Genomic DNA, 25,421 nt, shown 5'->3' with positions numbered 1-25,421 from the left:
TGTTCCTTTCGGGCCAGTTCCCTTGAGAATTGTCCCATCACAGCGCGCTCTCGAGGAGCCGATCGATACCTCGTCGCAGTCGCTCGGAGGCCGACGGTGCCGAGATCCCCAGTCGATCGCCGACGTCCTCGGTCGACGCCTCGCGCGGGACCGCGAAGTATCCCTCGTCGCGGGCGACGAGCAGCGCCTCGTGTTGCTCCCGAGTGAGGCCAAACGGTGGGTCGTCCGTCGACGACTCGCGGGTGAGTCGTTCGAGCTTGAAGGTTCCACCACGGTCCGTACAGAAGCGCCGGTACTCAGCGAGGGCTTCCCTGTCGGGGAACCGTGCTCGCCCCCACCAGCCGTCGACGGTCACGATCCCTCCCAGCGGCGTGGTCCCCAGTTCGACGTACTTCCGGTAGATCGGGAGCGGGGGATCCCGTAACCTGATTCGATACATGTCACCGCCGTCCCGCGCGTCGAGCATCGTGTACGCGTCGACCGTCGGATCGCGTGCAAGCGCCTCCGAAAAGTCGTCGCTCGCCTCGACGGCCCGACAGAGGACGACCGGTCGGTCGGGGTCGACGACGAGGATCCGTTCGATATAGAGCGTGATGTCCGGAACGGCCGCGACTGCATCCGTCAACGGCAGGTCCGACGAATTGAGTTGGAACTCCGCGATCAGGCCCATACGACCACGTTCGCCCGATAGTACTTAAATGCCCTAATCCATGAGATACAGGTTGATCGGACGGCGACGCATATGTTCGGCTGACAATGGCCAGCAGCGAAGACCCCGCGATGCAACTCAGTACGGGCACTCGAGCGCACAACTACTACCGAAACGCCGTCGAGAAACACTGGGACCCTCACGAGATCGATCTCGAGGCCGACCTCGAGGGAGCCGCCGAACTCCCCGAACCGGCGTTTGTCGGACTCAAACAGTCCCTCGCGCTGTTCGGTGCGGGCGAGGAGTCGGTGACCGAAGACCTCGCGCCGCTGGCGGTCGTCCTCGAGGACATCGGCGACCAGATGTTCCTCACCACGCAACTCTACGAGGAGTCCAAACACACGGACTTCTTCGATCGCTACTGGCGCGAAGTGATCCACACCGAAGAGGAGCGCCGCGGGCAGGAGCTCTCGTCGCCGACCGACGAGAAGTGGTTCAACGAGCCCTACGACGAACTGTTCGAGCGCAACGAGCAGGCCATGGCTCGACTTCTCGAGGACGATACGCCCGAAAACCGCGCGAGGGCCCACTGTCACTACCACCTGACGATCGAAGGGATTCTGGCCCAGACCGGCTACTACGGACTCACCCTCGCGTACGGAGAGAACGAGCCCGAACTGCCGGACCTGCCGGGACTCGTCGAGGGGCTCAAACTGGTCCGTAGCGACGAGGGACGCCACGTCGGCTTCGGGATGGCGAAACTCAAGTCGCTCGTGAGCGAGGGCGAGGTCGAACCCGACCTCCTCCGAGAGACGGTCGACGAACTGGTGCCGCTGGTTCAGGAGAGTCTGGCGGGCGACGACGGAGCGAGTTCCGAATCCGGTCCCGGTCCGAGCCCCGCCGATCTGGCCGACTACGCGTACACGAAACACGAACAGCGGATGCAACAGATCACCTCCGCGAGCGAGCAGATCCCCGACGTCGACGAACTGACCGAACTCGAGGCCTGATCGCAAGATCGACCGCTTGGAGTGGGGGTCGCGGGCCGCCGGGGCCGGAGAAACGCCTTTTGTCGTTCGTGTCCCAGCAGGTACTATGGTCGTCCAGACAGAGCGCGACGACACCACCTGGTACGAGTGTGAAACCTGTGGCCTGCTATTCGACGAGAAGTCGGACGCGACGGAACACGAGAAGCGATGCGACGAGAGCGATCCGTCCTACATCCAGTAACGCTACTCGAGGCGTTCGCGATGCTCGGCTGCGAGCTCGCCGGCCCCATCGAGCGTGTGGGTCTCCGTCCAGCGGACGCGGTCGCCGTCGCCATAGGCCAGCGCGGTCTTGAGTTCGTCTCGGAGGACGCCGTGGTCGACCGCCAGCACCGTTCCCGAAGCGTCGCCGAGTTCGTAGACGCCGGGTCGATCCGGCGCGGCGGCGACCGTCTCCCGCTCGAGGTCGCGCCAGGGTTTTTGCAACGGCATCAGTCGGCGCTCTCGACGAGTTCGTAGGCGTGTTCGCTCATCTCGTCCTCGGCGAAGACGAACACGCGGCCGTCGACGACCGAGAGATCGGCTTCGACGCGGACCGAGTAGGCCTCCGTCGCGACGGTGACGCCGGGGAACAGCTCTTCCTCGTCGTCGCGCTCGAGCATCACGCGGCCGACCCCCGTGGTCTCGAGGATGTCGTCGTGGGTGTTGCGGTCGTTGACGTACGTCATGACGCCTTCGACGCCGTCGGGGTCGGTGACGAGGACGTGGACCTCCTTCCCCGGTGGGGTCGTCAGCGCCCCCTCGACGGGCTCGGGGGGGCCGTGGTAGAACACCTCTCGACCGTCGTGGTACTCGACGACCACGCCACCGTCGACGAGATCGACGCCGATCGTACTGGGGGGGACGTTGTTGCGCGCGCTCATTGTCACGTCTTGGATTGGCGGAGGGAAAAACAGTGTGCTCCGTCGTTCGTGGGGCCGAGTGCCCGCCCTCGTTTCCGGCCTGCGTTGGCGGAAGCTATTTGCGTCGGACGCGAGACTGTCGCCCCATGCCGGGTACACAGTTTCTTTCGGGAGACCGCCTCACGCTTCGGCCAGTCGAGCCGGACGATTACGGGTTCCTGGCCCGCCACTGGAACGATCCCATCGTCCGCCACGGGACCAACAGATACACCCCCGTAACCGAGTCGGACATCGCGGACCTCCTCGCGACCGACGATACGGTCCATTTCCTTTCCTGCCGAGACGGCGAGCCGATCGGCCTGACCTGGCTGTTCCAGGTGAGCGACGTCCACGGGAACGCCGAACTCGGCTACTGGATCGCGACCGCCGAGTCCGGGCAGGGGTACGCGACCGAGGCCGCACGGCTCTGTCTCCGCTACGCCGTCGACGAACGAAACCTCCGAAAGGTCATCGCCCGGGTCTTCGAGGACAACGACGCCTCGATGCGGGTGCTCGAGAAACTCGGCTTTCGGGAGGAGGGACGGCTCCGGGACCACTATTACGTCGACGGACGGCGCGTGAATGCCGTCCTCTATGGGATCCTCGACGCCGAGTTCTGAGTCCGGGGATCCCGGTCCAGACGCGCGCGAGCCGCGACTTCCACGGATCGTTAGCCGTAAGTACGCCCTCTGAGAGAGTCCGTGTATGGATGGCCGTGCTGTCGCTCCCGCAGCCGGAACGGTACTCAACGCGCTCGCGACCGGGACCGGCTCGGCGTTCGCGATCGACCTCGAGACGACGGCGACCGTCGAACTTACCGAGGACGGCGACGTCGTCGGCGAGGTCGCCGGCCAGCCCGAGGCCGACACGACGCTCGTCGAACGCTGTGCTGCGATGACGATCGACGATTACGCCGCGCAGGCCGGGCTGGACGAGTCGACCGTCGGCGCTCGCGTCCGGACCGACAGCGAGGTCCCGATGGCGTCCGGGTTGAAGAGTTCCAGCGCCGCGGCCAACGCGACGGTACTCGCGACGCTCGACGCCCTCGCGGTCGCCGATTCGGTCGAGCGAATCGAGGCCTGCCGCCTCGGCGTTCGGGCGGCTCGCGACGCCGGCGTGACGGTCACTGGCGCGTTCGACGACGCCAGCGCGAGCATGCTCGGCGGCGTGACGGTCACCGACAACACCGCCGATGCGTTGCTCGCCCGCGAGGAAGTCGACTGGCACGCACTGGTCTACACCCCGCCCGAACAGTCCTACAGCGCCGATGCCGATGTCTCGGCCTGCGAGCGCATCGCGCCGATGGCCCAGCTCGTCGAAGAACTCGCACTCGAGGGCCGGTACGGCGAGGCGATGACCGTCAACGGCTTCGCGTTCTCGGCCGCACTCGAGTTCTCGACGGGACCGATGATCGACGCCTTGCCCGACGTCGCCGGCGTCTCGCTGTCCGGAACGGGGCCGAGCTACGTCGCCGTCGGGGAGCGGGAGACGCTCGAGGCGGTCCAACGGCGGTGGGACGAGCGAGCGGGAACGACACGATTACTGGAGACGCGAACGGACGGAACACGAACGACATGACTCGAGAGCCAACGGACACGGTGACGGACGGGGGAATCGACGACGAGGAACGCACGCCCGAGGAGATGGACCTCGACGAACTCCGCGAGGAGATCCGGACGATCGATCAGGAGATCGTCGAGTTGATCGCCCAGCGAACCTACGTCGCGGACACGATCGCGGCGGTCAAAGACGAACAGGGGCTGCCGACGACGGACGAGAAACAGGAACAGCAGGTCATGGAACGGGCGGGCGACAACGCCGAACAGTTCGACGTCGACGCGAACCTCGTCAAGGCGATCTTTCGGCTGTTGATCGAACTGAACAAAGTTGAGCAGCGTGAGAACCGATAACAATACACGGGGAAGAGAATGGGACAGACCGATACTTGTATTTTGAGGTACGATTAGCGAACATCGATGACCCATCAGGAAGAGTTCGAGTTCTCCTCCGTTCGATTGGTCCCGAATTCTCCTCGTACTGTACGGACGAAAACATCGTGAGTTCAGCGAAACGGCTTCGTTTGTTTCGTGCTGAAGCCACTGAACCAGCCAATCGGTAGACCTGCGGACTGATCATTATGCTCAGTTGAGAAATAGAGGGTTTTACCCCTCTCTTTTAACCGTGGTAATGGATTCGACTTCTGAGCGGGCCACCGAACTCCATACTCGGATTCAGCAGCAGGAGGTGGTCGTCGAACTCGGAAAGCAAGCGCTCGAAACCGATGATCTTGACCAGTTGATGCACGATGCTGCTGTTGCCGTCGCAGAAACGCTCAACAACGAATACGCAAAGGTTTTTGAATTACTTCCTGGTGACGACGAGGTCTTCCTCCGATAGGGCGTCGACTGGAGCGATGGCCTCGTCGGAAACACTACCGTCCCAACAGATCGAGATTCGCAGGCAGGATTCATGCTCCACTCTGAGCAACCAGTCCTCGTCGATGATCTCCGAACCGAAGAGCGCTTCTCGGGTCCCGAGTTGCTCACCAGCCACAACATCGTCAGCGGGATCAGCGTCATCGTCGGATCGGTAGAAGAGCCGTGGGGTGTATTGAGAACACACAACCGAGTACCGCGAATTCACGGAATACGACGCCAATTTCGTCCAGAGCATCCGGGACTAAGAGCTTCGCTTCTGCAAGTTCCTCAACTCTCGCTCACAATAAGAATACGAATACCGGATAGGAAGCGGCAACCGATAGCGCTGGTGTCAACACCCAAAATACAACGATACGCTTGGCTGCTCTCGGATCGAAGAGACTTCGCTCGTCAAGATCAGCCGGTCCTTCCGCGCCGATATCCGGCACGTCCGGTATCTCCTTCGGTTTGTCCATTGGTTCCTCATGTCGGGCAATATCTCCGATTGTCGGGCTCGCAGGGGCTCCCTCGACGCGTGAGGTAACCAACGCTCCTGTCGAAACCTCCAGGTCCGGATTTTCAGGCGCAGGTGCCGCCAGTTCTACCAGTGTCGCCGCTCGACTTGCCCGACCCCACCCGAGCCCGATAATCGCCGATGTGGTACTCACCGCAAGACTCGCAGGTATCCCCAAATAGGAGAGGATCGTGATGACTGTGCCGCCCACGACGGAAACAATCAGCGACGCGAGGATTGGGAGCTCCGTAATATCGTCTCCGACCGTCTCCAGCGTGCGGCGGGCAATGGTGAAACTGCCCAGCCCGAAGGCGAACACCGCGAGCAGGACCCCCTGATTGACCGTCAGTGATCCTCCCTCACCAACGAGGGGAGCCACGGCGTTCGCCGCGTTTGACGCACCTGCGGAGAACGCCATATAACAGGCAATGACGACCACCGAGAGCGATCCAGCGATGTCCTGTAGTGACGCATTCGAATTAAATCGCGGACGTGGAATCGATCCCGAGCGGTCGAGTTGGATGAGATGGAGATTGAACGTCGTGAACGCTACGTAGCGATCGAGATATGGGTAGATGTAGCGGCCTACCACGACCCCGATGGTCAAACTGAATAGCGGCGCAATAATCCACGCCGAAACGATAGTAAACATGAGTGCCTGGTTGAGTGTCCCAGACGCAAGACCGAGCCCAACAATAGCGCCGACAGCCGTCATCGAGGTTGAGGCTGGAACGCCGTAGAGATTCGAGATGAGTAGCGACGCGCCGGTGAAAAACAAGACGGCAACACTTGCGGCAGGTGTGAATTGGGTTGCTGGCACGATGCTGCTACTCATTGTTGCGATGACGTTCCGACCAACAGTCCACGCACCAAGAAGGGCGAAGCCGACGAACAAGCCCCCCGCGGTTGTCTTCCGAACGAGGCGTGAGCCGACTGCCGGACCGAATGCGACGCCCGTTGATGACCCGCCAATATTGAACCCGACGAATACGGCGACAACGACACCAGCTACGGCGAGTAGTGACACCATTGTACCGTTCCTAACTCACAATGGTCTATCTCTCGTATATAATTCCCAGTATTTGCGCCAGGTTGCAACAGAACGTGGACACACACTTGCGTCTCAAAGCGCGGAGGAGTCGATCTTCTCGAGACTGTTCGGACGCGTCGGTCAAGTCGGTCGGCCTCGTGGAGTGCTGCATTCACACCCTGTATTCAGCACGGCTGTTTAAACCTATTAGCGATTGAGGTTTCCAACAAAGCCTCACATTCACCATCGACGATTCTTTGTATGCGGTTACGTTTCGAGGGCTGTAACAGCTGATATCGGCACCCTTAAACCGGAAACACACCCTATTTTCACAGACAGTCATTATGGTTTTATATGCCTGAACAAAGTAGAGCAGCGTGAGAAACGGTAGCTGAAAACGGCTATTTTAGACCGTGTATCGCCTGTCCGATTACGGAATCTCCTTCCAGTAGCTGTTCTATTAGAGAGCCACGAAGAGGTCGGTCGCGTACATCACACCGAAGCCGATCAGGAAGGCCAACAGGTTCGTGGCGCTCGCCACGCGCCCACCCGCGTCCCGAACCATTCGTGCGATTTCCCAATCGACCTGGAGGATCGCACCGACGCCGATCGCGAGGAAGAACGCACCGATCGTCGGCGAGTAGGCGAGACTCCCGATCCACCCGCCGAGGATGACGGGCGCGCCGGCGAGGAGCCCGAGTGCCGCGAAGTGCCTCAACGCCGGGCGCTCGTCGCGGGCAACCGGTGCGACGACCGCCGGCCCTTCGGTCACGTTATGGAGCATGAACCCGATGACGAGGAACGCACCGAGCGAGACACGCCCCAGCGCGAACGAACTACCGATCGCCAATCCCTCGGCGAGATTGTGGAGGCCGATCCCGAGGGCTACCAGATACGCGATCCAGAGCCCGCTGCTCGCTCGACTGTCACCGGCGGCGACGCGCCCCTCGCGCCACGAACTGATCGCCTGCACGAGTAACAGCGCACCGAGGATGCCGGAAACAACCAGCAGTTTGCCTTCGTAGGCGCCCGGAATTCGCTCGGCGAGTTCGAACGCCTCGAACCCGGCATCGAACGCGAGAAAGCCGAGCACACCGGTGGCGAACAAGAGGACGGCGTGCAAAGCGCGATCGCTCATCGTCCGGAGGAACGGGAACCACAGCATTCCAAGTACGACCGGGATCACCCCGACGAACAGCCCGATGAGCGCCAGCGTCCACAAGACGTCAGTACTGAATCCGGGCGACTGTTGGGGAGCTTCGACATCGTGGGGGATCGTTGTCCCGTCCGAGAGGACGAGATCGACTGCCAAATCCCATCCGGGATTCCAGTGATATGGAACAACGACGCGCGCGCTTTCTCGAGATTCGATCGTTTTGTCACCACCGGCTCCTTCGACCCGGAAGTTCCAGTAGGCTTCATCGACGAGCACCTGGGCGATCGTAACCTCCTCCGGGCCGTTGTTAGTGACATGGAGGACGACCGTATCGTCACTGGGCAAGGTAGCGTGGCTGACCGTCACATCGGGGAGTGGGTCGCCGCTTCGAACGTCGGCGAGCGGCGACGTGAACACAAACACGCCCAAGACCAGTGCGAGCAACACGATGGGGAGCAACGCGAAGACCCAGCGAGGGAGCCCGAGAGGCTGTGCGATCTCTTTGTCAGCCGTTACCCCGCCGTCTGTCGTCGTCTCTCGGTCTTTGCCCGTCATTTATATCACCTCGAAGAAGCTCATCCAGCCGAGTTCGGCGAACTCCGACTGGTGAGCGTGGAACATATATAGCCCTGGCTGGTGATCGGCGTAATCCAGTTCGATGATGCCGCGCTGAGCCTGCGTCTGCATGATCGTATCAACGGTTTGGCTCGTCGGCATCAGGGTCGTTCCGTGGTCGTAATAATCGAAGAACTGAGAGTGCGTATGGAACGAATTGATGAAGTCGAACTCCGTTGCATTGACGAGATACACCCGCTGTCGTTCGTTCTTGTCGATCTGAATGGGACGTTTTGTCTCGCCCGCCGTCCAGTTACCGTTGGCATCGGTTTCGCCGACGCCGTACGCGAAGGCCCGCGTATTCGCGGCGTAGACCTCGTTCTCACCGTCGAAATTGGTATCGAACGAGTTCATCACCATCACCATCTCGTTGACGGCATCGTTCTCCGCGTACTCGTGGTTCCGCGTCTTGGCTTCGTCGACCAGATCATCACGCATCGCGTCAGTGATCTGGCTCGGATGATCGGTTACGTAGTCGCCCGGATTGTCGCTGACGCGTTCGGGGTCGGGATCGACGATAATTGTCCCGTAGAGCCCTCGATGGAGGTGTTCTTTCAGCGGGAGTGAGTGGCAGTGATAGAAGTGAACACCGGCGGGTTGGGCGATCCACTCGTACGTGAAGGACTCGCCAGTATCGAGTACCCCAGGACCATTCGGCGGCGTGCCATCCATCTCTGGATTGAGATTCTTCAGGTGTGGATGGATTGTGTGGGCGTGCTGCCCGAAATTCGTGAACTCGATTCGAACGAGATCGCCCTCGACGGCTCGAATCGTCGGCCCGGGAACTTGCCCGTTGAACGCCCATGCTTCGAACTCGAGGCCCGGTGCGATCGTAATCGTCGTGTCGACTGCGTTGAACTCGAACTCCCGAACAGTCCGCCCGTTCTCTTCGGAGACTCGTTGCGGGACGGACGCTTGACCGCTCTCTCCGGTGTTGAACGTAGTCAGAAACTCGTGTGGGTCGAAGTCCGTATCACGATATTCGTCGACTGCACCGAAGTTGCCGTGTTCGTCCTCGTCATCGTGGGCGGGGCCGGCACTCCCCCGAGTGCTCCCGAACCCTACTGCTGCACTCCCAGCGATACCGAGACCGCCGAGTACCGTCCGCCGGTCGACGCTCGTATCACTCCCGAGTGACTTGACGAGTCGCTGTTCGAGCCGTTCTGTGATTTCAGCTGCGCTATAGTACTCTATCGGTGTCATATGCTCATCTCCACACCGTGTTTCGGCTCCTCATACGACGCTGTTAGACGACTGCCTATTTGTATTTGATGGGGCTAAACTTTGATTGCGTCTAGGCTAATTTTCGGTACGGTCGAAAACTCGCTTGGTGGGGTCGAGAACCGACAGATCGGATCAACGTGGCGTACGATATACACAGAGACGGTCGAGCAGCACCCAATTACGGCCTACAAGGGCCTGACAGACAGTGAACGCACTGGCTCCCCCTGAAGACGCTGTCAGATCACTCCGAGTTGGACCTCGCTGATGAGCGTCAGAGATCGATCGCCTCCAGAGCAGCCCTACAGGTATCACATAGATATTAGATGTGTCTAAACCCTTGTTTGGCTGGTGTGATCAACTGGCGGCAGGCAGAAACACCGATCGATGCACGAACCAGCTTCTAGTCAGGGTGCAGAACTACCTTCTAGACGACTCGCACTCGCAGGTACGACGGAACTCATAGAACGACGTTCAACGGCGGGAGTTCGAGAAGTGGGCCGATTGCCAGAACCAGTGAACACGATACGTGCGAACAGCACTCCGGAACTGTTATCGACTTATTCGAGTCATCTAACGTATGGGAGACGAAATATCGTTTGATGGCCGGACACTCGCTGGCGTTGCAAATGACGAAGACGGGGAAGTGGGTGCAGATACCGTCTTCCACTTCGAGCAGACCGGTGAACGAATCTATGCGAACTACGCTGGTGGCGAGATCGTGGATGGACACTTGGTTGGGACGTTCGACGGGGAGCAATGGGACATCAGATACACCCAAATAAATACGGATAACGAAACCGCAACTGGCCACTCCGTCGGTGACGTCGAACACCTCGACGATGGACGTATTAGAGTCGTGGACGAGTGGGAGTGGGAATCAAAACCCGGTACTGGCGAGTCGATTCACGAAGAAATCGACCAGTAGATAGCACCAACGAATCACGTCTCGACTGGTCACTACGTGACCGATACTCGTTCCGCAGTGAGACGGTCACTCCGTTCTCTAGACGTCGTTGGCCCCTCTTCGATGGCGGCCTCGAGGGCTGGCGCCTCGGAACGAATGCCTGCGACCTCGTTCCAGAACCGTTCTCCTGCGAGGCGCTTGACGGGTTCACTGAAGCGTTGTCCGCCCTTCTTCCGAGCCTTCAGCGCTCGGAAGCTTCCTCGTCGAGTCTCTTCTGTGTACCGTTCAGTCGGTTCTCGCTCGTTCTCCGATGCTCGAGTGGAATACAGTCTCGTTCGTTAGAGATACACACACTTAATACCTTCCGAAACATATATACGTCGTTTATGGAGAATACGCAGCGCATCGAGACGCCGGTGGGCGATCGAAACCCGACTGTGACGCGCCGACAATTACTCGCAACCGGTGGCATTCTCGCCGCAGGTGGGCTGAGCGGGTGTCTCGAGCGGGTTGCGGGCGCGACGACGAACACCGGGGCCTCACCGGCCGCATACTACGACGGCGACGCCACACGCGCGACGTCGGGTACCGAGGCGATCCGCGCGTACGGGGCAGGCCCGACGGACGTCCGGTACGTGCCGGCCACGATTCGGGGCGGTGCCGGCTTCCTCTCCGGCGAGCTCGATCTCGAGGGGTGGAGCACCAGCGCCGTCACGAAGGCACAGGACTACAACTCCTCGCGGTCGAACAAACCGAGCAGCGAGTGGTGGGACCAGTCCGACGACGGCGACGACGCCAACGACGACAGCCACGCCACGGTACTCGAGGTCGAACGGGAACTGTTGGGCCACGTCGATTCGGCGCTGGACGCCGTGAGCCGACGATCGAAAGCCGATAGCAAGAAGGCCCTCGACGCCTTCATCAACGCTACGACCAGGGCGCTCAGGCCCGAACTCGACCGCTGTACCAGCGACGTCTGTTCGGCCGTCAGAGAGAGTTCCGACGGTCGAGTAAAGAGCATTCGCGCCACGATGGACGCCGTCGACGCCGAGGACTGGGACGAGGCGGACGGACTGCTCGAGGAGGTCCGGGGCGTCGTCGAGGGAGACATCACGCGGTTGGAGGACGCCCGTACAAACGACAACACGCGGAGTAACGGATCCGGATCGACGATACGGACTCCGGACTGGATTGACGACATGGACGACGACGGCGACGGCATTCCCGACGAAGTCACAGCGCTGTACGACTATCTCGACGACGACCCGACCATCGGCGAGCGGTTCACCGTCTGTCTACCCGACGCCCGTCTGCCGGCCGACCGCGGCGCGCTGGTCGACGAACTCACGCCACGACGGGTGATCGAATACTTCACCGGCGAGCCAAACGGCGAGCGGTGCGAAGCGAACGGACGCGAGGGGGCTGCCAGAATCCACCGAGATATCGCGTGCCGGAATCTCCTTTCGGCAACGCTCGACGAACAGTCCTACAAGGGCAGCCGGGGCGTCGCTGCGTTCACGACACGCGGTGGCGTCTGCGTCACGGGCGTCCTGCCGGATGCCGACGGTGCCGAAACGATGCTGTACGTTACGGAGGACAGAACGACGCCGAAGCTGTACCAGGGTGTCGCGTACGCGCCCGACTCTCTCGATGAGTGGGGGGAGGAAACGGTGGCAGATGGCGTCGCCGTGACGCCGACGCTGGTCTGTCCCGTGCTGGCGACGCCGCCGGGTTGCCCGTGCCCGATGCCCGCGCTGTTCTACGTTCGGCGCTGTAAGCACGACGAGCAGTACCTCTTCACCGGCGGGTGGCTGATCGACGACGGCGCACTCTACGAGAACACCATGACCCTCCTGGCCAGCGAGGGCCCGACGGAGGTGGTCGCTGTTTCCGCGGCCGACGTCGACGGCGACGGCTACGGCGACCTCGTCGCCCGTCGCCTCTCACGTCCCCGCAGTCACTACGGAACGACGATGGTCAGCGGTGAGCACGACCGGGACGCCGACTACTTGCCGGCGGCACTCCGGACCGAGGACGGAGCAGACGGGCTGAACGCGTTGCGAGAAGGCAACGACCGGGTCGTTCGCAAAAAGCCGGGTCGGACACGCGGAGAACAGGCCGGTGATGACGCTACCGATGACGGCGATTCAGCCGAGATGCTCGTGATGGCGTTGGATGCGCCGGTCGTCCATCTCGCCGCTGTCGAGGCCTCGAACGACGTGAAGTTCAAGGCCGGCGCCGAGCTTTCGAAATCGGTTAACTGAGGGGTCCCTACTCGAGTTGGACGCCCGGCCGAACGAGCTGACCGGGCGAGTACGTCACGCGTTCCGTTCACGCGGTATCTACGATACGCGACATGGGGAACCCGAGCGGACCGACCTTCCGTGTAACTCACGGCAGGCAGGAGCCCGAACTGCTGACGTCCTGACTGCGATCGCCAGTCGACTGTCATGGGAATCGAGACTGGCTTGCAGCGATCCGACGAGATCGGCACGCGGGAAACCGGCGTGTGACGCCGGTTCGAGAGACGCTACTTCCGTCCGGTCAAGGCGCGAGCCGATTCCCGCCACTGCAGGTCACCGATCGTCCCGAATCGCCGCTCGAGGCGGTCCCAGACGACGATCGTCGACGGAAGCAAGAGGAGCGACGTGAGGTAGGCGTAGAAGACCCCAAGCGCGAGCAGGAGCCCGAACTCCATGATCAGCGGGATCAAAGCGAGATACAACACGCCGAGCCCACAGACGGTCGTGAGCATACTGCCGGTCAGGGCACCGGCCGTTCCGCGGACGGTCACCGCGAGCGCATCGTGAACGTCGGCTCCTCGCTCGTACTCGTCGACGAACCGATGCATGAAGTGGACGGTGTAGTCGACGCCAAGCCCGATCGAGACCGACAGAATGGGTGCATTGAACGGGGAGAGCGGAACGTCGAAGAGCCGCATCGACCCCGCCAGCATCGCGACGGTCACGAGGACCGGCACGAGGTTGATCACGCCGTAGATCATCCGTCCCTCGAGCCACCAGTAGGACAGCATCAGGAAGACGGCGGTGAGGATGAACGCGACGACCAGACTCCTGATCGCCGAGTCGCTGATGCGGTCGATGAGGGCCTGGTTGACCACCAGACTGCCCGTCGCCGTCGCGTCCATCTTCATTTCGTCCGCGACCGCTTCGGCGGCGTTCGTCGCCTCCGTCTGGTCCGCGTCGACGTCTACCTGATACACGATGCGGGTCGCGCTCCGGTCGCTCGTGACGTACTGGCGAGCCGCGTCTTCCTCGAGCAGTTCGTCGTAGACCCGGTCGACGTCCCGGTCCGGAAGTCCGTCACCGTTCGAATCGGTCCGACGGACTGTCGCCGCGAACTCGGGATCGGTCTCCTTGCGTTGCTCCATCGCGCTGATCATGCTATCGGCTTCCGCGCGGCGGTCGGTTTCCTTGAACGCGTCGGGGGGGTCCCTGATCGCACGGTCGACGTCCCGAAACGCACTGTCCGATCTGACGTCCGGATCGTCGATGTAGACGGTGACCGACCCCACGAATCCCTGATCGAAATCCTCCTCGAGGTAGTCGAGGACGGCCATGAACGTGTAATCGCTGGGTGCGAACGGCTCGGGAAGCCGTTCGTACTGGGCGATCCGGTCCTCGTCCGGGAAGAACGCCTCCTGTGAGAACTCCGTATCCACGCCCGTCCCGTAGGCTGCCGCTGCCCCACCGAAGACGAGCGCGCTCACGAGCACGACGGCGGGCGCAATCCGTGCGAGCTTCGCTCCCACGGGAAGGACGTACCCGAGAACCGAGTCCTCGTTTCCGAGCGGCGCAGATCCGAAGTTCGGGATTCGCGTTCCCTCCCGAAGTCGATCCAGCCCGACCTTCCCGGCCGGCAGGAAGACCCCGAAGATGAGGAACGTGAAGATGATACCGACGGCGGCGACGATACCGAAGTCACGCAGCTGGGAGAGCGAACTCGTCAGGTTCGCGGCGAATCCGATGACGGTCGTGATCGTGACGATCAGGAACGCACCGGAAAGCTGGCGCGTCGTGATGCCCATCGCGTCGCCGATCGCCGCTCCCGCCGCTCGTTCCTCTCGATACCGGTTGATGATGTGAATCCCGAAGTCGATTCCGACGGCGAGCAACAGCGGAAAGACCGTGACGAGCGAATCCGAGAACGGGATCCCCGCGTACCCCATGAACCCGAACGTCCAGATCAGCGTCATCACCAGCGCCAGCAACCCAAGCGAGAGGTCGATCGGGTCGCGGTAGGCGACGAGCAGGAAGAACATGATCAACACGAGCGCCGCCGGGAACACGACGATCGCGGTGTCTCCGAGCAACTGCACCGTCTCTTCCTGGATGAGCGCGTTGCCGAAGACCTCGACGTTCTGGCCCGTCTCGTAGCCGTCGATCTCGCCGGCCAGTTCGGCCGTTCGCGTCTGTAGTTCGGCCTTGTCGGAATCGTCCGCGTTCGGCGGCGTATCGTATGTGACGGCGATCTGAGCGACGTCCGCCTGTGCCGACTCACGAGTAAAGTCCGTGCTTACCGGCAGCCCCCTACTCTCGTCGGCGTCTGCGATCGCCGCCTCCAGTTCTCCCTGGGAGGCCCGCTCGATGGCACGTCGCTGTGTTTCGGCCGTGTCGGCCTCCGGATCGAGTTGCTGCGCGACGAGCGAGGCCGGACTCGTCGAGGAGACGATCCGGAGCCCGTCCTCGTTTTCCGCACGCTCCTGAAACTCGAGCATCCGAAGCAGACTCGGCTTCGAGAGGGTGTTGTGGTCGTCAGTGATAAACAAGCTCGCGGACGATCCGCCGTCGTCACGACCCCCGCGTTCGAAGTCGTCCTGCATGTCCTCGAGGGCTTCCTGTTCCTCTAGACCCTCGGTGAACTGGTCGGTGCCGGCTTCTTGCTCGCCACCGCCTCCGATGCCACCGATGAACAGGCCGGTCACCACGACGAACGCGAGGACGATCCGCCAGGGGTGGTCGGTGATCAACGTGTTGACTCGATCGGCGAGATCGAGACCGTCCCCACTCGAATCGCTACCTTCAGGGCGTTTCTCGAGGTCCCTCATCCGTTAGCTCCGTCGCAACCAGAGGCCGACGCCGAGTCCGGTGACGGCGAGTGCACCCGCGATTCCGACGATAGTCGACGGGAAGCCACCCCCGTCGTCCTCGCCGGGCTCGACCTCGATGGGATGCTGGTAGACGTCCGAGAGGACCGTCTCCCCGCGCTCGGTTTCGTACTCGAAGTCGAGTTCGACGGGGTGGGTCTCGACGCGTGCACCGTCCCCCGCCGAGACTTCGAACGGTAGCTCCGCCGACTCGCCGGGCTCGAGTTCGTCGACAAAGGCCTCGTCGTCGGGGGCGTCGAGATCACCTTCGGTGTAGAGTCTGGCGTCGATGTTCGACAGCGTCTCCGCGCGCTCGTTCGTGATCTCGAGTACGAGATCGCCGGTTTCGCCCTGGCGGACGGAGACGCCGTCGTCGCTGATCGAGAACTCGTCGGTGCGCTCGTCGACGACGACTCGCTCGGAGATCGGACCGTCCTGGAGCATCGTATCGCCGCTCCCGGTGTATTCGACGGTAAACCGAAGCTGTCGTGCACCTGCGTCGGCCTCTCCGCTGACGTCGGTCGGATAACGGAACGTCGCGGCTTCACCCGATTTCAGTTCGGGCAGCGCGTAGCGGGTATCCTCGACGAACAGCGAATCGCTCATCGGCTCGACGATCAGCACTGCGTCGTCGACGGGTTGTGGCCCGTCGTTGACGACTTCGCCGGTCACCTCTCCCTCGTAACCGACCGAGAGGGTGTCCTCGAGCGTTCGAATCGAAAACGACTGCTCGCCCGCGGGCGTAAACGTCGATCGGGTGGGGGGTGACGTCCGCTCGATTCCCGACCCGTCTTCGTACGTGAACATCGCCTCGACCGACTTGGCCGTCTCACTCGTCGAGTCGGCGATTGCCGCCTTGACCGTCGTCGTCGTCGACTCGTTGGGCGCGAGATCGCCGATGGCGTTCTCGCTTGCCCCGCCATCGATCGTCACGCCACCGAACCCGGTCACGGAGACGCGGGTTTCGTTCGCGGGTTCCGTTCCCGTGTTTTCGATCTCGAGCGTCATATCGCCGTTTTCGCCGGGCGCGACGTCGGTCTCGACGTTCGAGATCGAAAACCGTGGTTCGTCGGGAACGACGACATCTAGCTCGAGCGTTTCCGTCGTCGTGAACCGCTGTTGGGACTCCGACACGCGGTTCGTGTAGGCGTACCTAACTTTAACGTCGACTTCGTATTTGCCGGGCTCGACGTCCTCGGGAACCTCGAGTTCGAGCGGCGCAGTCGCGATCGTCCCGTCCTGGATCGGACCGACGGCGACCTCGCCGGAGCCGGATTCGAAGGGACCGGCGTCCTCGATCTCGGCGGTGACGCCGCGGGCCGTCAGGACCAGATCGGCCTGTGAGCCGGTTTTGAGATCTCCGTCGTTTTTGATCTTGACTTCGAGGGTCGTCTCGGTACCCGGCGTCACTTCGGGGTTCGAGTTGACGACCTCGAGTTCCGGTTCACCGCGGGTCAAATCGTTGCCGGACTGCTGTGGTGCCTGTTGTGCCAGCGTTGCGGTCGCGCCAAGCGGGGCGAGGAATCCGACGACGGTGATCGCAGCGAGGGCCAGGGCGAGACGCCGACGGCGGCTCACGGGAACCACCTAGTGGGTGTGTCGCGAGCGGGTGACGCGTCGCGCGGCGACGGCGTCGCCCCCGATACATGTTCGGCGGTGTTACTTTCGCTCATTGTCAGATGTCCGGGAGGGGCAGGCTATAACTCTTTTGAATGAACGTTCAATCAAACCGGTTATGGTGTCCGACGCTGTGCTGTCACTAGATGCAACCCTTCGATCTGGTCGCGCCGTCGAGACTCGCCCGGGGACAGTCGGGCGGACCGACGCGGTTCAGAGGTGGCCCGCCGTGACGATCGACGTGTTCGACGACCCGGCGGATACCCGCGAAGAGATCCTGGCAGCGACCTATCGCAGTCTCAGGGACCACGGTTACGCCGGGCTGACGATACAGACGATCGGCGAGGAACTCGACCGGAGCCCGTCGCTGATCTACCACCACTACGAGGACAAGGACGCGCTGGTACTCGCGTGCCTGGAGTACCTCCTCGAGTACTTCCAGGACGAACTCGGGCAAGGCGGCGTCGACGAGCCACGGGCGCGACTCGAGGAACTCCTCGAGTGGTGGTTCACGGTGGACCAAGAAGAGGAGTGGGGAGCGTTCGTGACGACGATCCTCGAACTCCGGAGCCAGGCGGTCCACGACCCGGCCTATCGAGAACACTTCACCCGGAGCGATCGGCTGTTCAGCGAGTCGATCACGGCGATCCTTCAGGCGGGTATCGACGACGGGGCCTTCCGCGAGTGTGATCCGGAGGCCGTCGCCGAGACGATCCAGACGACGGTTCTCGGGACGGTGTTGCGCCGCTCGAGTACGGAGGACGATGACTGGCTCGGAGGAATTCACGATGAACTAAGCTATTATCTTCGGACGCGCGTGTACGCGAAGACGGTCTCCGATGAGTAAGCAGCTCTTTCCCGGATCGGTTGCCGAGGAACACGGGACCGGTAGCCGTCCCCGATCGTGGGAATCACCCAGCTGAGGACCAGCACCGGCAGTACTCGGCAACGGCCTCGCCGCCAGTTTCAGGTACGGTATTACTCTCGCTATCGATCCAGTTGCAACCTATGATAGTCAACATTGGACATAAGACAAGTTGATAAGCGGCGAGTCGATAGCCTCCGATGGCGGGGACGGATGGGATCTCACCCTGCTCACCCACACTCGATCGATCCCGCCCTGTGGGTAGGGGTACCAGGGTGTGTATCACCAACCATCCGACTTTCGGTGCAGCCAACCATCGTTTCTTGTCATCGGAGTAATTGTGTCAACTCGGCACAATTACTGCTTCCCGAAATCCCCGTTCCTCCGTATGGGACGTGGGTACACGACCCCCACCTGGAGGGATCTCCGCTCGAGCGGTGCAGATCGCGGTTGTAATACCGTCTTACCGTACTCTACTAACTCTTTTTCAGTAGTCATAATAGTGATACCGACAGTCTCGATAATTATACAATCCGTATCAGACCTCTAAATAAGTATTTCCTACCGAATTCGTGACATAGGTCTGATCCGGGTGTCGATTTCGGCCAAGTAGCGGGTTGAACGGTTTGATGCGGGCATAATCGGAGATATTATACCCGCCATAATAAGAGACACACGACTGTTCCTGTATGTCATAGAGTATACTCATCTGTCGTGACGTACAACAAAGTATTTAAGACACGCCTATGAAATATCGTCCGTACCCCTACCCATGGTCATGCAAGCTAGTAGGATCGGACGGCGTCTTTCGGACCGCATTCAACGTTCGATTACCCGGACTCACGATCGGAACGCAAGCGTGGCCACTCAGGAGAAGCAACCCAACTAACATAACATATGACAAGAAACGACAAACCAACCTATCGCGAGAAGGGACGCGCAGTGTTCCTGACCGTGATGATGGTACTGTCCGTTGTCGCCATGTCCGCAGCGTTTGCGGGCGGGGCGGCGGCGGCAGCGACCGCGGTTAATTCGGACGATACAGCCTCAGGCGAATCGGATATTACGGTCACTCACGATGCGGGTGACTCGAACGTAGCATACGTGGTGAGTGCCGACGCCACTTACGACGCTGGTACCGACCTCTACGCCAGCGCATCGGCAGATAGCTCCGGCGAAACCACCTTCGAAAGCGTAGACATCACTAGTCTCGCTGCAGACAGCTACAACGTCTACGCGGTTTCGGGTAGCTCGAGTGCGACTGCCGAACCAGCCGATGGTGGCAGCCTTGCTACAGCTGACTGGTCCGACGTCGAGAACGTCGACGAGCTGACCGTCGACCCAGCCAACTATCAGGTTTCGAACATCGATGCACCACCGTACGCACCGTACGGTGCGGACATCACGGTCAACGCAACGATCGAGAACACCGGTGACCTCGCAGGAGATCAGACGGTCTCCTACCACGTGACTGGTGTCGGAAACGGGGCAGGTACCCTTGCCTTCGACGGAACTGACGAGAAGGACAGCCAGACCAACGTTGTGATCTCGCCTGGCGAAGAGGCGAACGTTGAGTTCACGCCGAACACGGGAGACGATACCGTCTTCAGTGGCGCTACTACTGACTCCAACGACAACTACGGTCACGGTGTCGCCACGGCCAACTCCAACGCTGGAGTAGACCTGACGATCGCAACGGACGACAAGGGGACCGTGAGCACTGACGTCATCAATGCTGACACCCGTGAACCCGTCGCGGATACTACCGTCAACATCTACGATGCTGACGAGTACAACACGGACCCGTCCACTGCAGTTCCGCTCGACTCTCTCACGACTAACGACGACGGATTCGTCCGCTTCGAGGGCCTCGCTGTTGGTCCTTCGCAGGCAGACTCGTACGACTACGTCGTTGAAGCTGAAGGGAGCGCCCTCCTCGTCTCGAACACCCGTACGGCTTCGCTCTACACGCCGGGTCAAACTGGTGACAGCGTCGAAGTCGAACTCGAGAGCGACGAAGCGCCACAGGAGATCGGCATTGGCGTCTTCGACGAAGAAGAGCAGGAAATCGTCAGTAACGAAACGACGCTTCTCGCAGACGGGGAGCTCGACAACACGCAGACGTACGTCGTCTACTCGCAGACGCAGAACGACGACAACCGCGCTGTGAACCGCGACGTTACGGTCGACCTCAGCACTGCTGAAATCGATCCCGTGGCTGCAGGTACCTTCGACATCGCGACCTTCCTCGATGAACAGGGTAACTCCACGCAGGACCTGACCGTCACGATCACGCCCGACAGCCCCGAAGGCAACATCGACGACAATGCCGCGACGGGCAACTGGTCGTACGAAACGTTCGAAGTGAGTGCTGACTACGCCAACGAGAGCAACATGACGGACGGCGCCGGAGACATCCAGCCGATCGTCAAAAACCTCATCGACGGCGAAGCAGTTTCCGGCCTCGACGATGACGCCACTGCAGACGACGCGAGTGCTGCAGCTAACGTCACGTACGTCCTCGAGGGCGACGAAGTCGTCACCGGTGAGATCCGCGACGGCGAAACCCAGGAGCCGATCGAAGACGCTAACGTCTGGGTCGCCTACGACGGACAGGTCGACCAGTCCTACGATTACATCAACGACACCTTCGTTAACGATGAGGGAGACTCCTTCCTGACCGCCGAGACCAACGAGGACGGCGCTTACGTCGTCAGCGGTCTCGCCGGTGAGCAGACGGAGTTCAACCTCTACGTGTCCTACAACGACCAGTACGACCAGATCAACCTGTCCTCTGAGGCAGCCGGTCAGTTCGTCGCTGGTACGGACCAGAACCTGAACACTGGCGCTGCGAACGACCAGGTGACCCAAGACGTCGCTATCTTCCAGGAAGACGTCGTCTTCGACTACCGTACGAACGTGTACGTCGAAGAGGATGGCGAATGGGTGAACGCGACCTCTCTGCCGCTCGACGACACGACCAACGTTCAGGTCGTGACCGAGCGCAACCCACAGACCGGCGACGACGAGTGGAGCCCCGCTCCGGGTCAGGACGTTGAGCTTACCACCAACGACGGTACCGTCGGTGCACTCGACGCTACCAACCTCACGACCGACGATAACGGTACGGCGATGACGACGTTCGTCAGTGGCCCGAACACGGGCGTCACTGACATCAACGCCACTACCGAGAACTCCGAAGACACGGAGTTCACCACCGACGAGAACCAGAACGCCGAAGTCGAAGTCTTCGGTGTCGGTCAGATCACTGGCGACGTTGTTGACGCAGAAGACAACAACATCCCCGGTGCAAACGTCGAACTCTACGTCTGGAACGTAACCAGCCAGGAGTACGACCTCGTTGGCCAGCGTGAAACTGGTGCCACTGGTTCGTACGCGTTCACGGACCTCCGAACCGGTATGGACTACCGTACTGAAGCGACGTTCAATGAACAGACTGGTTACACGATCGACGAGAACCTCCCGCTCGGGACGACCAACGCTGACATCGTGATCGAGGGTGTCGAGGCCCCCGAAGGCTTCGCGGTCTCCGACCTGGCTGCACCTGCGGACGCAGCCCAGGGTGACACGATCACGGTGACGGCAAACGTCACTAACACCGGTGCCGAGAGTGCCACCAACACGGTCGACTACATGTTCGACGGTGCAGTCGTGGACTCCACCGATGTCACGATCGATGCTGGAGAGAGTACCACGGTCGAGTTCGAGTACACCGTCGACGCCGAAGCTGGTGACTACGAGCACGGCGTCTCGACGTCGCTCAACGACCAGACTGCTACGCTGACTGTCACTGAAAACGACGGCAATAACGACTTCGACGTGTCGCAGTACGACACGAACGATAACGGCCAGATCGATATCAACGAAGTCCTTACCGCAATTCAGGACAACAACAACGGCGATATCGGCACGACCGAAGTGCTGACCGTCCTTCAGGCGTACAACACCGACCAGGAAGTCTGAATTCGCTCAGACTCTCCAGTCGGCTCGCGAATTGAAATGTAGCTTATTTTTTGACGTCCGCTGAACGATTACTTATAAGTGAATTGCTATTCACTCCGGCGAATACATATTGGCGTTCGAAATACGTTATTACTCCTTTGCTTTCCACAACTGTTACTAAGAGGCGCTATACTGTGCGTCTACACCAGCCATTAATACCTCTCTACCACTCGGTGAATGATCTATTTATAAACATAACAGGGGAACACAAAGCATTTAATAGATGGTGCGCAACCAACGTCTGGAGTAGCATGACAACTACAAGAAAACAACTTATTGGGATCACACTGTCGCTGATGATGGTGCTATCCGTGTTCGCTGCTGTGCCGGTTTCGGCACAGGAGTCGGGCGCGAACGCATCTCTCGACGCGTCAGTCGATGATGCGACTGTGGCCCCTGGCGAAGAAGTAGAGATTACCTATACCCTGGAGAATACTGGGGATGAGGATGGAACGGCAACTGGTATCGAACTGAGCGAGCTTCCCTCCGATTGGGACGTGACGTCTGACAGTAGCGACTGGCAGAGCGGTTCCCAGTCGTGGCTCAGCACGTCCGAAACGGTCGCCGCTGGCGAGTCCTACGAGGTCTCCGCTACGGTTACCGTTGACGACAACGCTGCTGACGGAGACTACGACATCGCTGCAACCGGCTTCGTGACGCCGGACTCGAGCGATGACGCGACCGTCACGATCACCGTCGACAGCAGCGACGGCGACGACGGCGACGATGGAGACGACTCCGACGAGGAGGACTCCGACGAGGCTGACGTGTCCTTCGACGACACGTCCGACCTCGCTGGTGACCTCGTCTGGAGCGGCCAGGAAGTCCGCGTTGGCGGCTTCGAGGCTGGCGACACCGTCGTGCTCCGAAAGAGCACTGGTGACAGCTCCTCCGACCCAGCAAACCAGCTGACTGCTGACGAGGACGGCTACATCACCTTCGACACCAGCGGCGAGGAGACGGGTCAGTACTTCATCGACGACCGGGACAACATGTTCGACATCCTGGTCCAGGAGTTCGACACCGCCGAATTCGAGGCTGACAGTGTCGACGACACGACCGACGACTTCGAACTCGAGTTCGAGTCCCGGCGTGCTGCCTACAACATCAACGTCTCCGCCGACGGTCTCGACGTCGAGGAACTCGAGCACATCTTCGGAGACGACTTCGACATCTCGGAGACGTACGACGATGACGAGATCGTCACGCTCGAGGACGTCGAGGACGACACCTACGAGACGAACTTCACGAACATCGACGCGGACGAATACACCTTCGACTTCGAGGTGACGGACACGACCGCCGAAGCCTCGGATACGGTCAACGTCACCGAAAGCGACGGTGCCGACCGCTCGATCGACGGCAACCCAACAGGCGCACAGGGTGACAACGTTGTCATCCCGATCGACACTGACGGAACCGACAGCAGCGTCATGCAGGTCGGTGACCACGAAGAGAACAACTACGAAATCGGCCTCGATATCGACTCCTCGGACTACGACGAGGATCAGTTCGGTATCTCGATGAACACGTACATCGCTGGTACCACCGAGGACGAAGCGAACGTCTTCAACCCGATCTACCTCGAAGGTGAGGACGCAGGCGACGTCATCGACGACGTCGACGTTGAGGTCGCTTACACGAACGTTACCGAAGACGGTGACGGTCCGCTCGGCGAACGTCTCGGCGACGGTGAATACCTGGTCAACATCGGTAACGACTGGGAGTCCACCCCTGAAGACAACCACGGCGAGATCGACGACGAGCAGGACACCGGCTTCCTGTACCTCAACGAGCGAGCCGAACCCGGCGCGCTCGCGGCTCACACCGCACCGAACAGTGACTCCGTAGACAACCTCGAAGACTTCGAGGACGACGACACGACGGTCACGCAGACGTCGACCATCGCACAGGAGGACCACCTCCTCGTGACGGTCGAGGATCTCGGCATGACTGGTGTCTTCGCCAATACGGAGAACGGCGACGACGTCACCGAAGAACTCGCCAACGCAGGCGTTTCCTTCGAGATGGAGCAGGCAGAACCCGGTACGAACCGGGACCCACAGGTCCTGAACCTCACGGCCGCTGACGACGCTGACCAGCTCAACGTCGTTGCGGTCAACGGTGACGATTACAACGGCAGCCAGCTCATCCTCGTCGTTGAGGACGCTGGTAACAACCTCATGTGGGACGACGAGGATTACACCGCGAACCTCACGATCACTGAGGACAACCCGTACATCGACGACGAGGACGACGAAGTCTCCTCGGAAACCAATATCACGCTCGAAGAGCGTGATATCGAGTGGACCGACAGCGCCGAAGAAGTGCCCGCAACCGATGGTGCAACCATCGAGGGTGACACGAACGTCGCCCCCGGCACGGAACTGCGAACGCGTGTCCGTGCGGAAGGTACCTTCACCGACACCGCTGACGGTATGGTCATGAGCGATGGCGGTGACCGGTACTTCGTCGCCGAATACGACTTCGGTGACTACGAGCCCGGTACTGAGTTCACGCTCCGCGCAAGCGACGTTGTCGCGAACAACGGCGCTGGCGAGAACGAGATCGACTCGGTTCTCATCGAAGCGACCGAACCGCAGCCGTTCAACTACGACGTCTCCACCGACCCGGCCGAACCCGTGCCTGGTGACGACGTGAGCGGTACGGTCACTGCTGAGAACACCAACGACGACACCGTCACCGAGAACGTCCAGTTCGTCTTCGACGGCGACGAACTGTACAACGACACCGTCGAACTCGAGGGCGGTGCCTCCGAGACGATCGTTGACGCAACCCTCCTCGAAAACGCTTCGGCTGGCGACTACGAGTGGGAACTGATCGTCGACGGCGAATCCGAGAAGGACGGTACGCTGACGGTCGAGAAAGACCCCGGCTCTGACGACTCCGGCAAGGACGACTCCGGCTCGGACGACTCCGGCTCGGACGACTCCGGCTCGGACGACTCCGGCTCGGATGACTCCGGCTCTGACGACTCCGGCTCTGACGACTCCGGCGACGACACGACGCCCGGCTTCGGTGTCGGCGTCGCTCTCGTCGCGCTGCTCGGCGCTGCCATGCTGGCACTCCGCCGTCAGAACTAAGTCGTAACACTACCGGCTCACGCCGGCCCTGATAGTCGCGGTTTTCTTTTATCGACCGTTACACGATCACCGACAGGTATCTCGATCGAGTCGACCGGTGACGAGAAGTGACTCGAAACACGGTCTCTGCCGTCCGTCCGCGGCTCGTGGATCGCGGCTGTGTACGAGGAGGTACTCAAACGGGAAGCGCTTGATAGTGGCGTCGGTGCCCCCGTATGGAGGCCGGTTGGTCTTGCGAGCGCACTATGGGCGTGGTTCCACTAGTGCCG

General features: G+C 61.0%; 18 protein-coding genes and 1 pseudogene. 11 read left to right on the top strand and 8 right to left on the bottom strand.

Annotated features, from left to right (window positions below):
* Positions 1–37 precede the first annotated feature (37 nt).
* The gene (locus tag CP557_RS11535) at positions 38–670 is read right to left on the bottom strand and encodes a helix-turn-helix domain-containing protein (protein ID WP_097380042.1); all 633 of its coding nucleotides are present in this window, start codon (positions 668–670) and stop codon (positions 38–40) included.
* Between the two features lie 86 nt (positions 671–756).
* On the opposite strand from CP557_RS11535, the gene CP557_RS11530 reads away from it, so the two are divergent.
* Complete coding sequence (locus CP557_RS11530) at positions 757–1,659, top strand: ribonucleotide-diphosphate reductase subunit beta (protein WP_211290199.1); 903 nt, start codon at positions 757–759, stop codon at positions 1,657–1,659.
* Positions 1,660–1,744: 85 nt separating this feature from the next.
* Complete coding sequence (locus CP557_RS23280; protein ID WP_277410040.1) at positions 1,745–1,879, top strand: DUF7128 family protein; 135 nt, start codon at positions 1,745–1,747, stop codon at positions 1,877–1,879.
* 2 nt (positions 1,880–1,881) lie between these two features.
* Here the strand turns inward: CP557_RS23280 and CP557_RS11525 are convergent, their stop codons facing one another.
* Together CP557_RS11525 and CP557_RS11520 are read right to left on the bottom strand one after the other, a co-directional pair.
* Entirely contained in the window at positions 1,882–2,127 is a 246-nt protein-coding gene (locus tag CP557_RS11525; protein WP_097380041.1) for a DUF7508 domain-containing protein, read from the bottom strand.
* Entirely contained in the window at positions 2,127–2,558 is a 432-nt protein-coding gene (locus tag CP557_RS11520) for a DUF5796 family protein (protein WP_097380040.1), read from the bottom strand. The genes CP557_RS11525 and CP557_RS11520 overlap by 1 nt, the downstream gene beginning before the upstream one ends.
* 125 nt (positions 2,559–2,683) lie before the next feature.
* Between CP557_RS11520 and CP557_RS11515 the strand changes: the two genes are divergently transcribed.
* The 4 genes and pseudogenes from CP557_RS11515 to CP557_RS11500 form a co-directional block, all read left to right on the top strand.
* Complete coding sequence (locus CP557_RS11515; protein ID WP_097380039.1) at positions 2,684–3,196, top strand: GNAT family N-acetyltransferase; 513 nt, start codon at positions 2,684–2,686, stop codon at positions 3,194–3,196.
* An 85-nt stretch (positions 3,197–3,281) separates the two neighbouring features.
* A complete protein-coding gene (locus CP557_RS11510; protein WP_097380038.1) occupies positions 3,282–4,154 on the top strand; it encodes a shikimate kinase in 873 nt (290 codons plus the stop codon).
* Complete coding sequence (locus tag CP557_RS11505; RefSeq protein WP_097380037.1) at positions 4,151–4,486, top strand: chorismate mutase; 336 nt, start codon at positions 4,151–4,153, stop codon at positions 4,484–4,486. The genes CP557_RS11510 and CP557_RS11505 overlap by 4 nt, the downstream gene beginning before the upstream one ends.
* A gap of 277 nt (positions 4,487–4,763) precedes the next feature.
* A pseudogene (locus CP557_RS11500) lies at positions 4,764–5,250 on the top strand (GAF domain-containing protein); the annotation flags it as partial.
* A 42-nt stretch (positions 5,251–5,292) separates the two neighbouring features.
* On the opposite strand, the gene CP557_RS11495 reads toward CP557_RS11500, so the two are convergent.
* The 3 genes from CP557_RS11495 to CP557_RS11485 form a co-directional block, all read right to left on the bottom strand.
* On the bottom strand, positions 5,293–6,537 hold the full coding sequence (locus CP557_RS11495) for an inorganic phosphate transporter (RefSeq protein ID WP_097380036.1): 1,245 nt from the start codon (positions 6,535–6,537) through the stop codon (positions 5,293–5,295).
* A gap of 460 nt (positions 6,538–6,997) precedes the next feature.
* Positions 6,998–8,248 carry a ZIP family metal transporter gene (locus tag CP557_RS11490; RefSeq protein WP_097380035.1) on the bottom strand — a complete coding sequence of 417 codons (1,251 nt, stop codon included), beginning with the start codon at positions 8,246–8,248 and terminating at the stop codon, positions 6,998–7,000.
* Positions 8,249–9,511, bottom strand: a complete 1,263-nt coding sequence (locus tag CP557_RS11485) for a multicopper oxidase domain-containing protein (RefSeq protein WP_097380034.1) — start codon at positions 9,509–9,511, stop codon at positions 8,249–8,251. It abuts the gene before it with no gap.
* Positions 9,512–10,109: 598 nt separating this feature from the next.
* On the opposite strand from CP557_RS11485, the gene CP557_RS11480 reads away from it, so the two are divergent.
* Positions 10,110–10,457: a hypothetical protein gene (locus CP557_RS11480; RefSeq protein WP_097380033.1), complete on the top strand. Its 348-nt coding sequence runs from the start codon at positions 10,110–10,112 to the stop codon at positions 10,455–10,457.
* Positions 10,458–10,822: 365 nt separating this feature from the next.
* Entirely contained in the window at positions 10,823–12,700 is a 1,878-nt protein-coding gene (locus CP557_RS11470; RefSeq protein ID WP_097380032.1) for a hypothetical protein, read from the top strand.
* 266 nt (positions 12,701–12,966) lie between these two features.
* Here CP557_RS11470 and CP557_RS11465 read toward each other — a convergent pair whose 3' ends face one another.
* Positions 12,967–15,504, bottom strand: coding sequence for an efflux RND transporter permease subunit (locus CP557_RS11465; protein ID WP_097380031.1), 2,538 nt, complete (start codon positions 15,502–15,504; stop codon positions 12,967–12,969).
* 3 nt (positions 15,505–15,507) lie between these two features.
* Entirely contained in the window at positions 15,508–17,121 is a 1,614-nt protein-coding gene (locus CP557_RS11460) for a COG1361 S-layer family protein (RefSeq protein ID WP_097381616.1), read from the bottom strand.
* Between the two features lie 268 nt (positions 17,122–17,389).
* On the opposite strand from CP557_RS11460, the gene CP557_RS11455 reads away from it, so the two are divergent.
* From CP557_RS11455 to CP557_RS11445, 3 genes are all read left to right on the top strand, one after another.
* Complete coding sequence (locus tag CP557_RS11455; protein ID WP_097380030.1) at positions 17,390–18,007, top strand: TetR/AcrR family transcriptional regulator; 618 nt, start codon at positions 17,390–17,392, stop codon at positions 18,005–18,007.
* A 915-nt stretch (positions 18,008–18,922) separates the two neighbouring features.
* Complete coding sequence (locus CP557_RS11450; RefSeq protein ID WP_097380029.1) at positions 18,923–22,009, top strand: surface glycoprotein; 3,087 nt, start codon at positions 18,923–18,925, stop codon at positions 22,007–22,009.
* 290 nt (positions 22,010–22,299) lie between these two features.
* On the top strand, positions 22,300–25,152 hold the full coding sequence (locus CP557_RS11445; RefSeq protein WP_097380028.1) for a COG1470 family protein: 2,853 nt from the start codon (positions 22,300–22,302) through the stop codon (positions 25,150–25,152).
* The last annotated feature ends 269 nt before the right edge of the window (positions 25,153–25,421 follow it).

The organism is Natrinema ejinorense (assembly GCF_002494345.1).
GTDB classification, from domain to species: Archaea; Halobacteriota; Halobacteria; order Halobacteriales; family Natrialbaceae; genus Natrinema; species Natrinema longum.
Note: the sequence above shows the minus strand (reverse complement) of the source record. Positions and strands in the feature narration are given on the sequence as shown.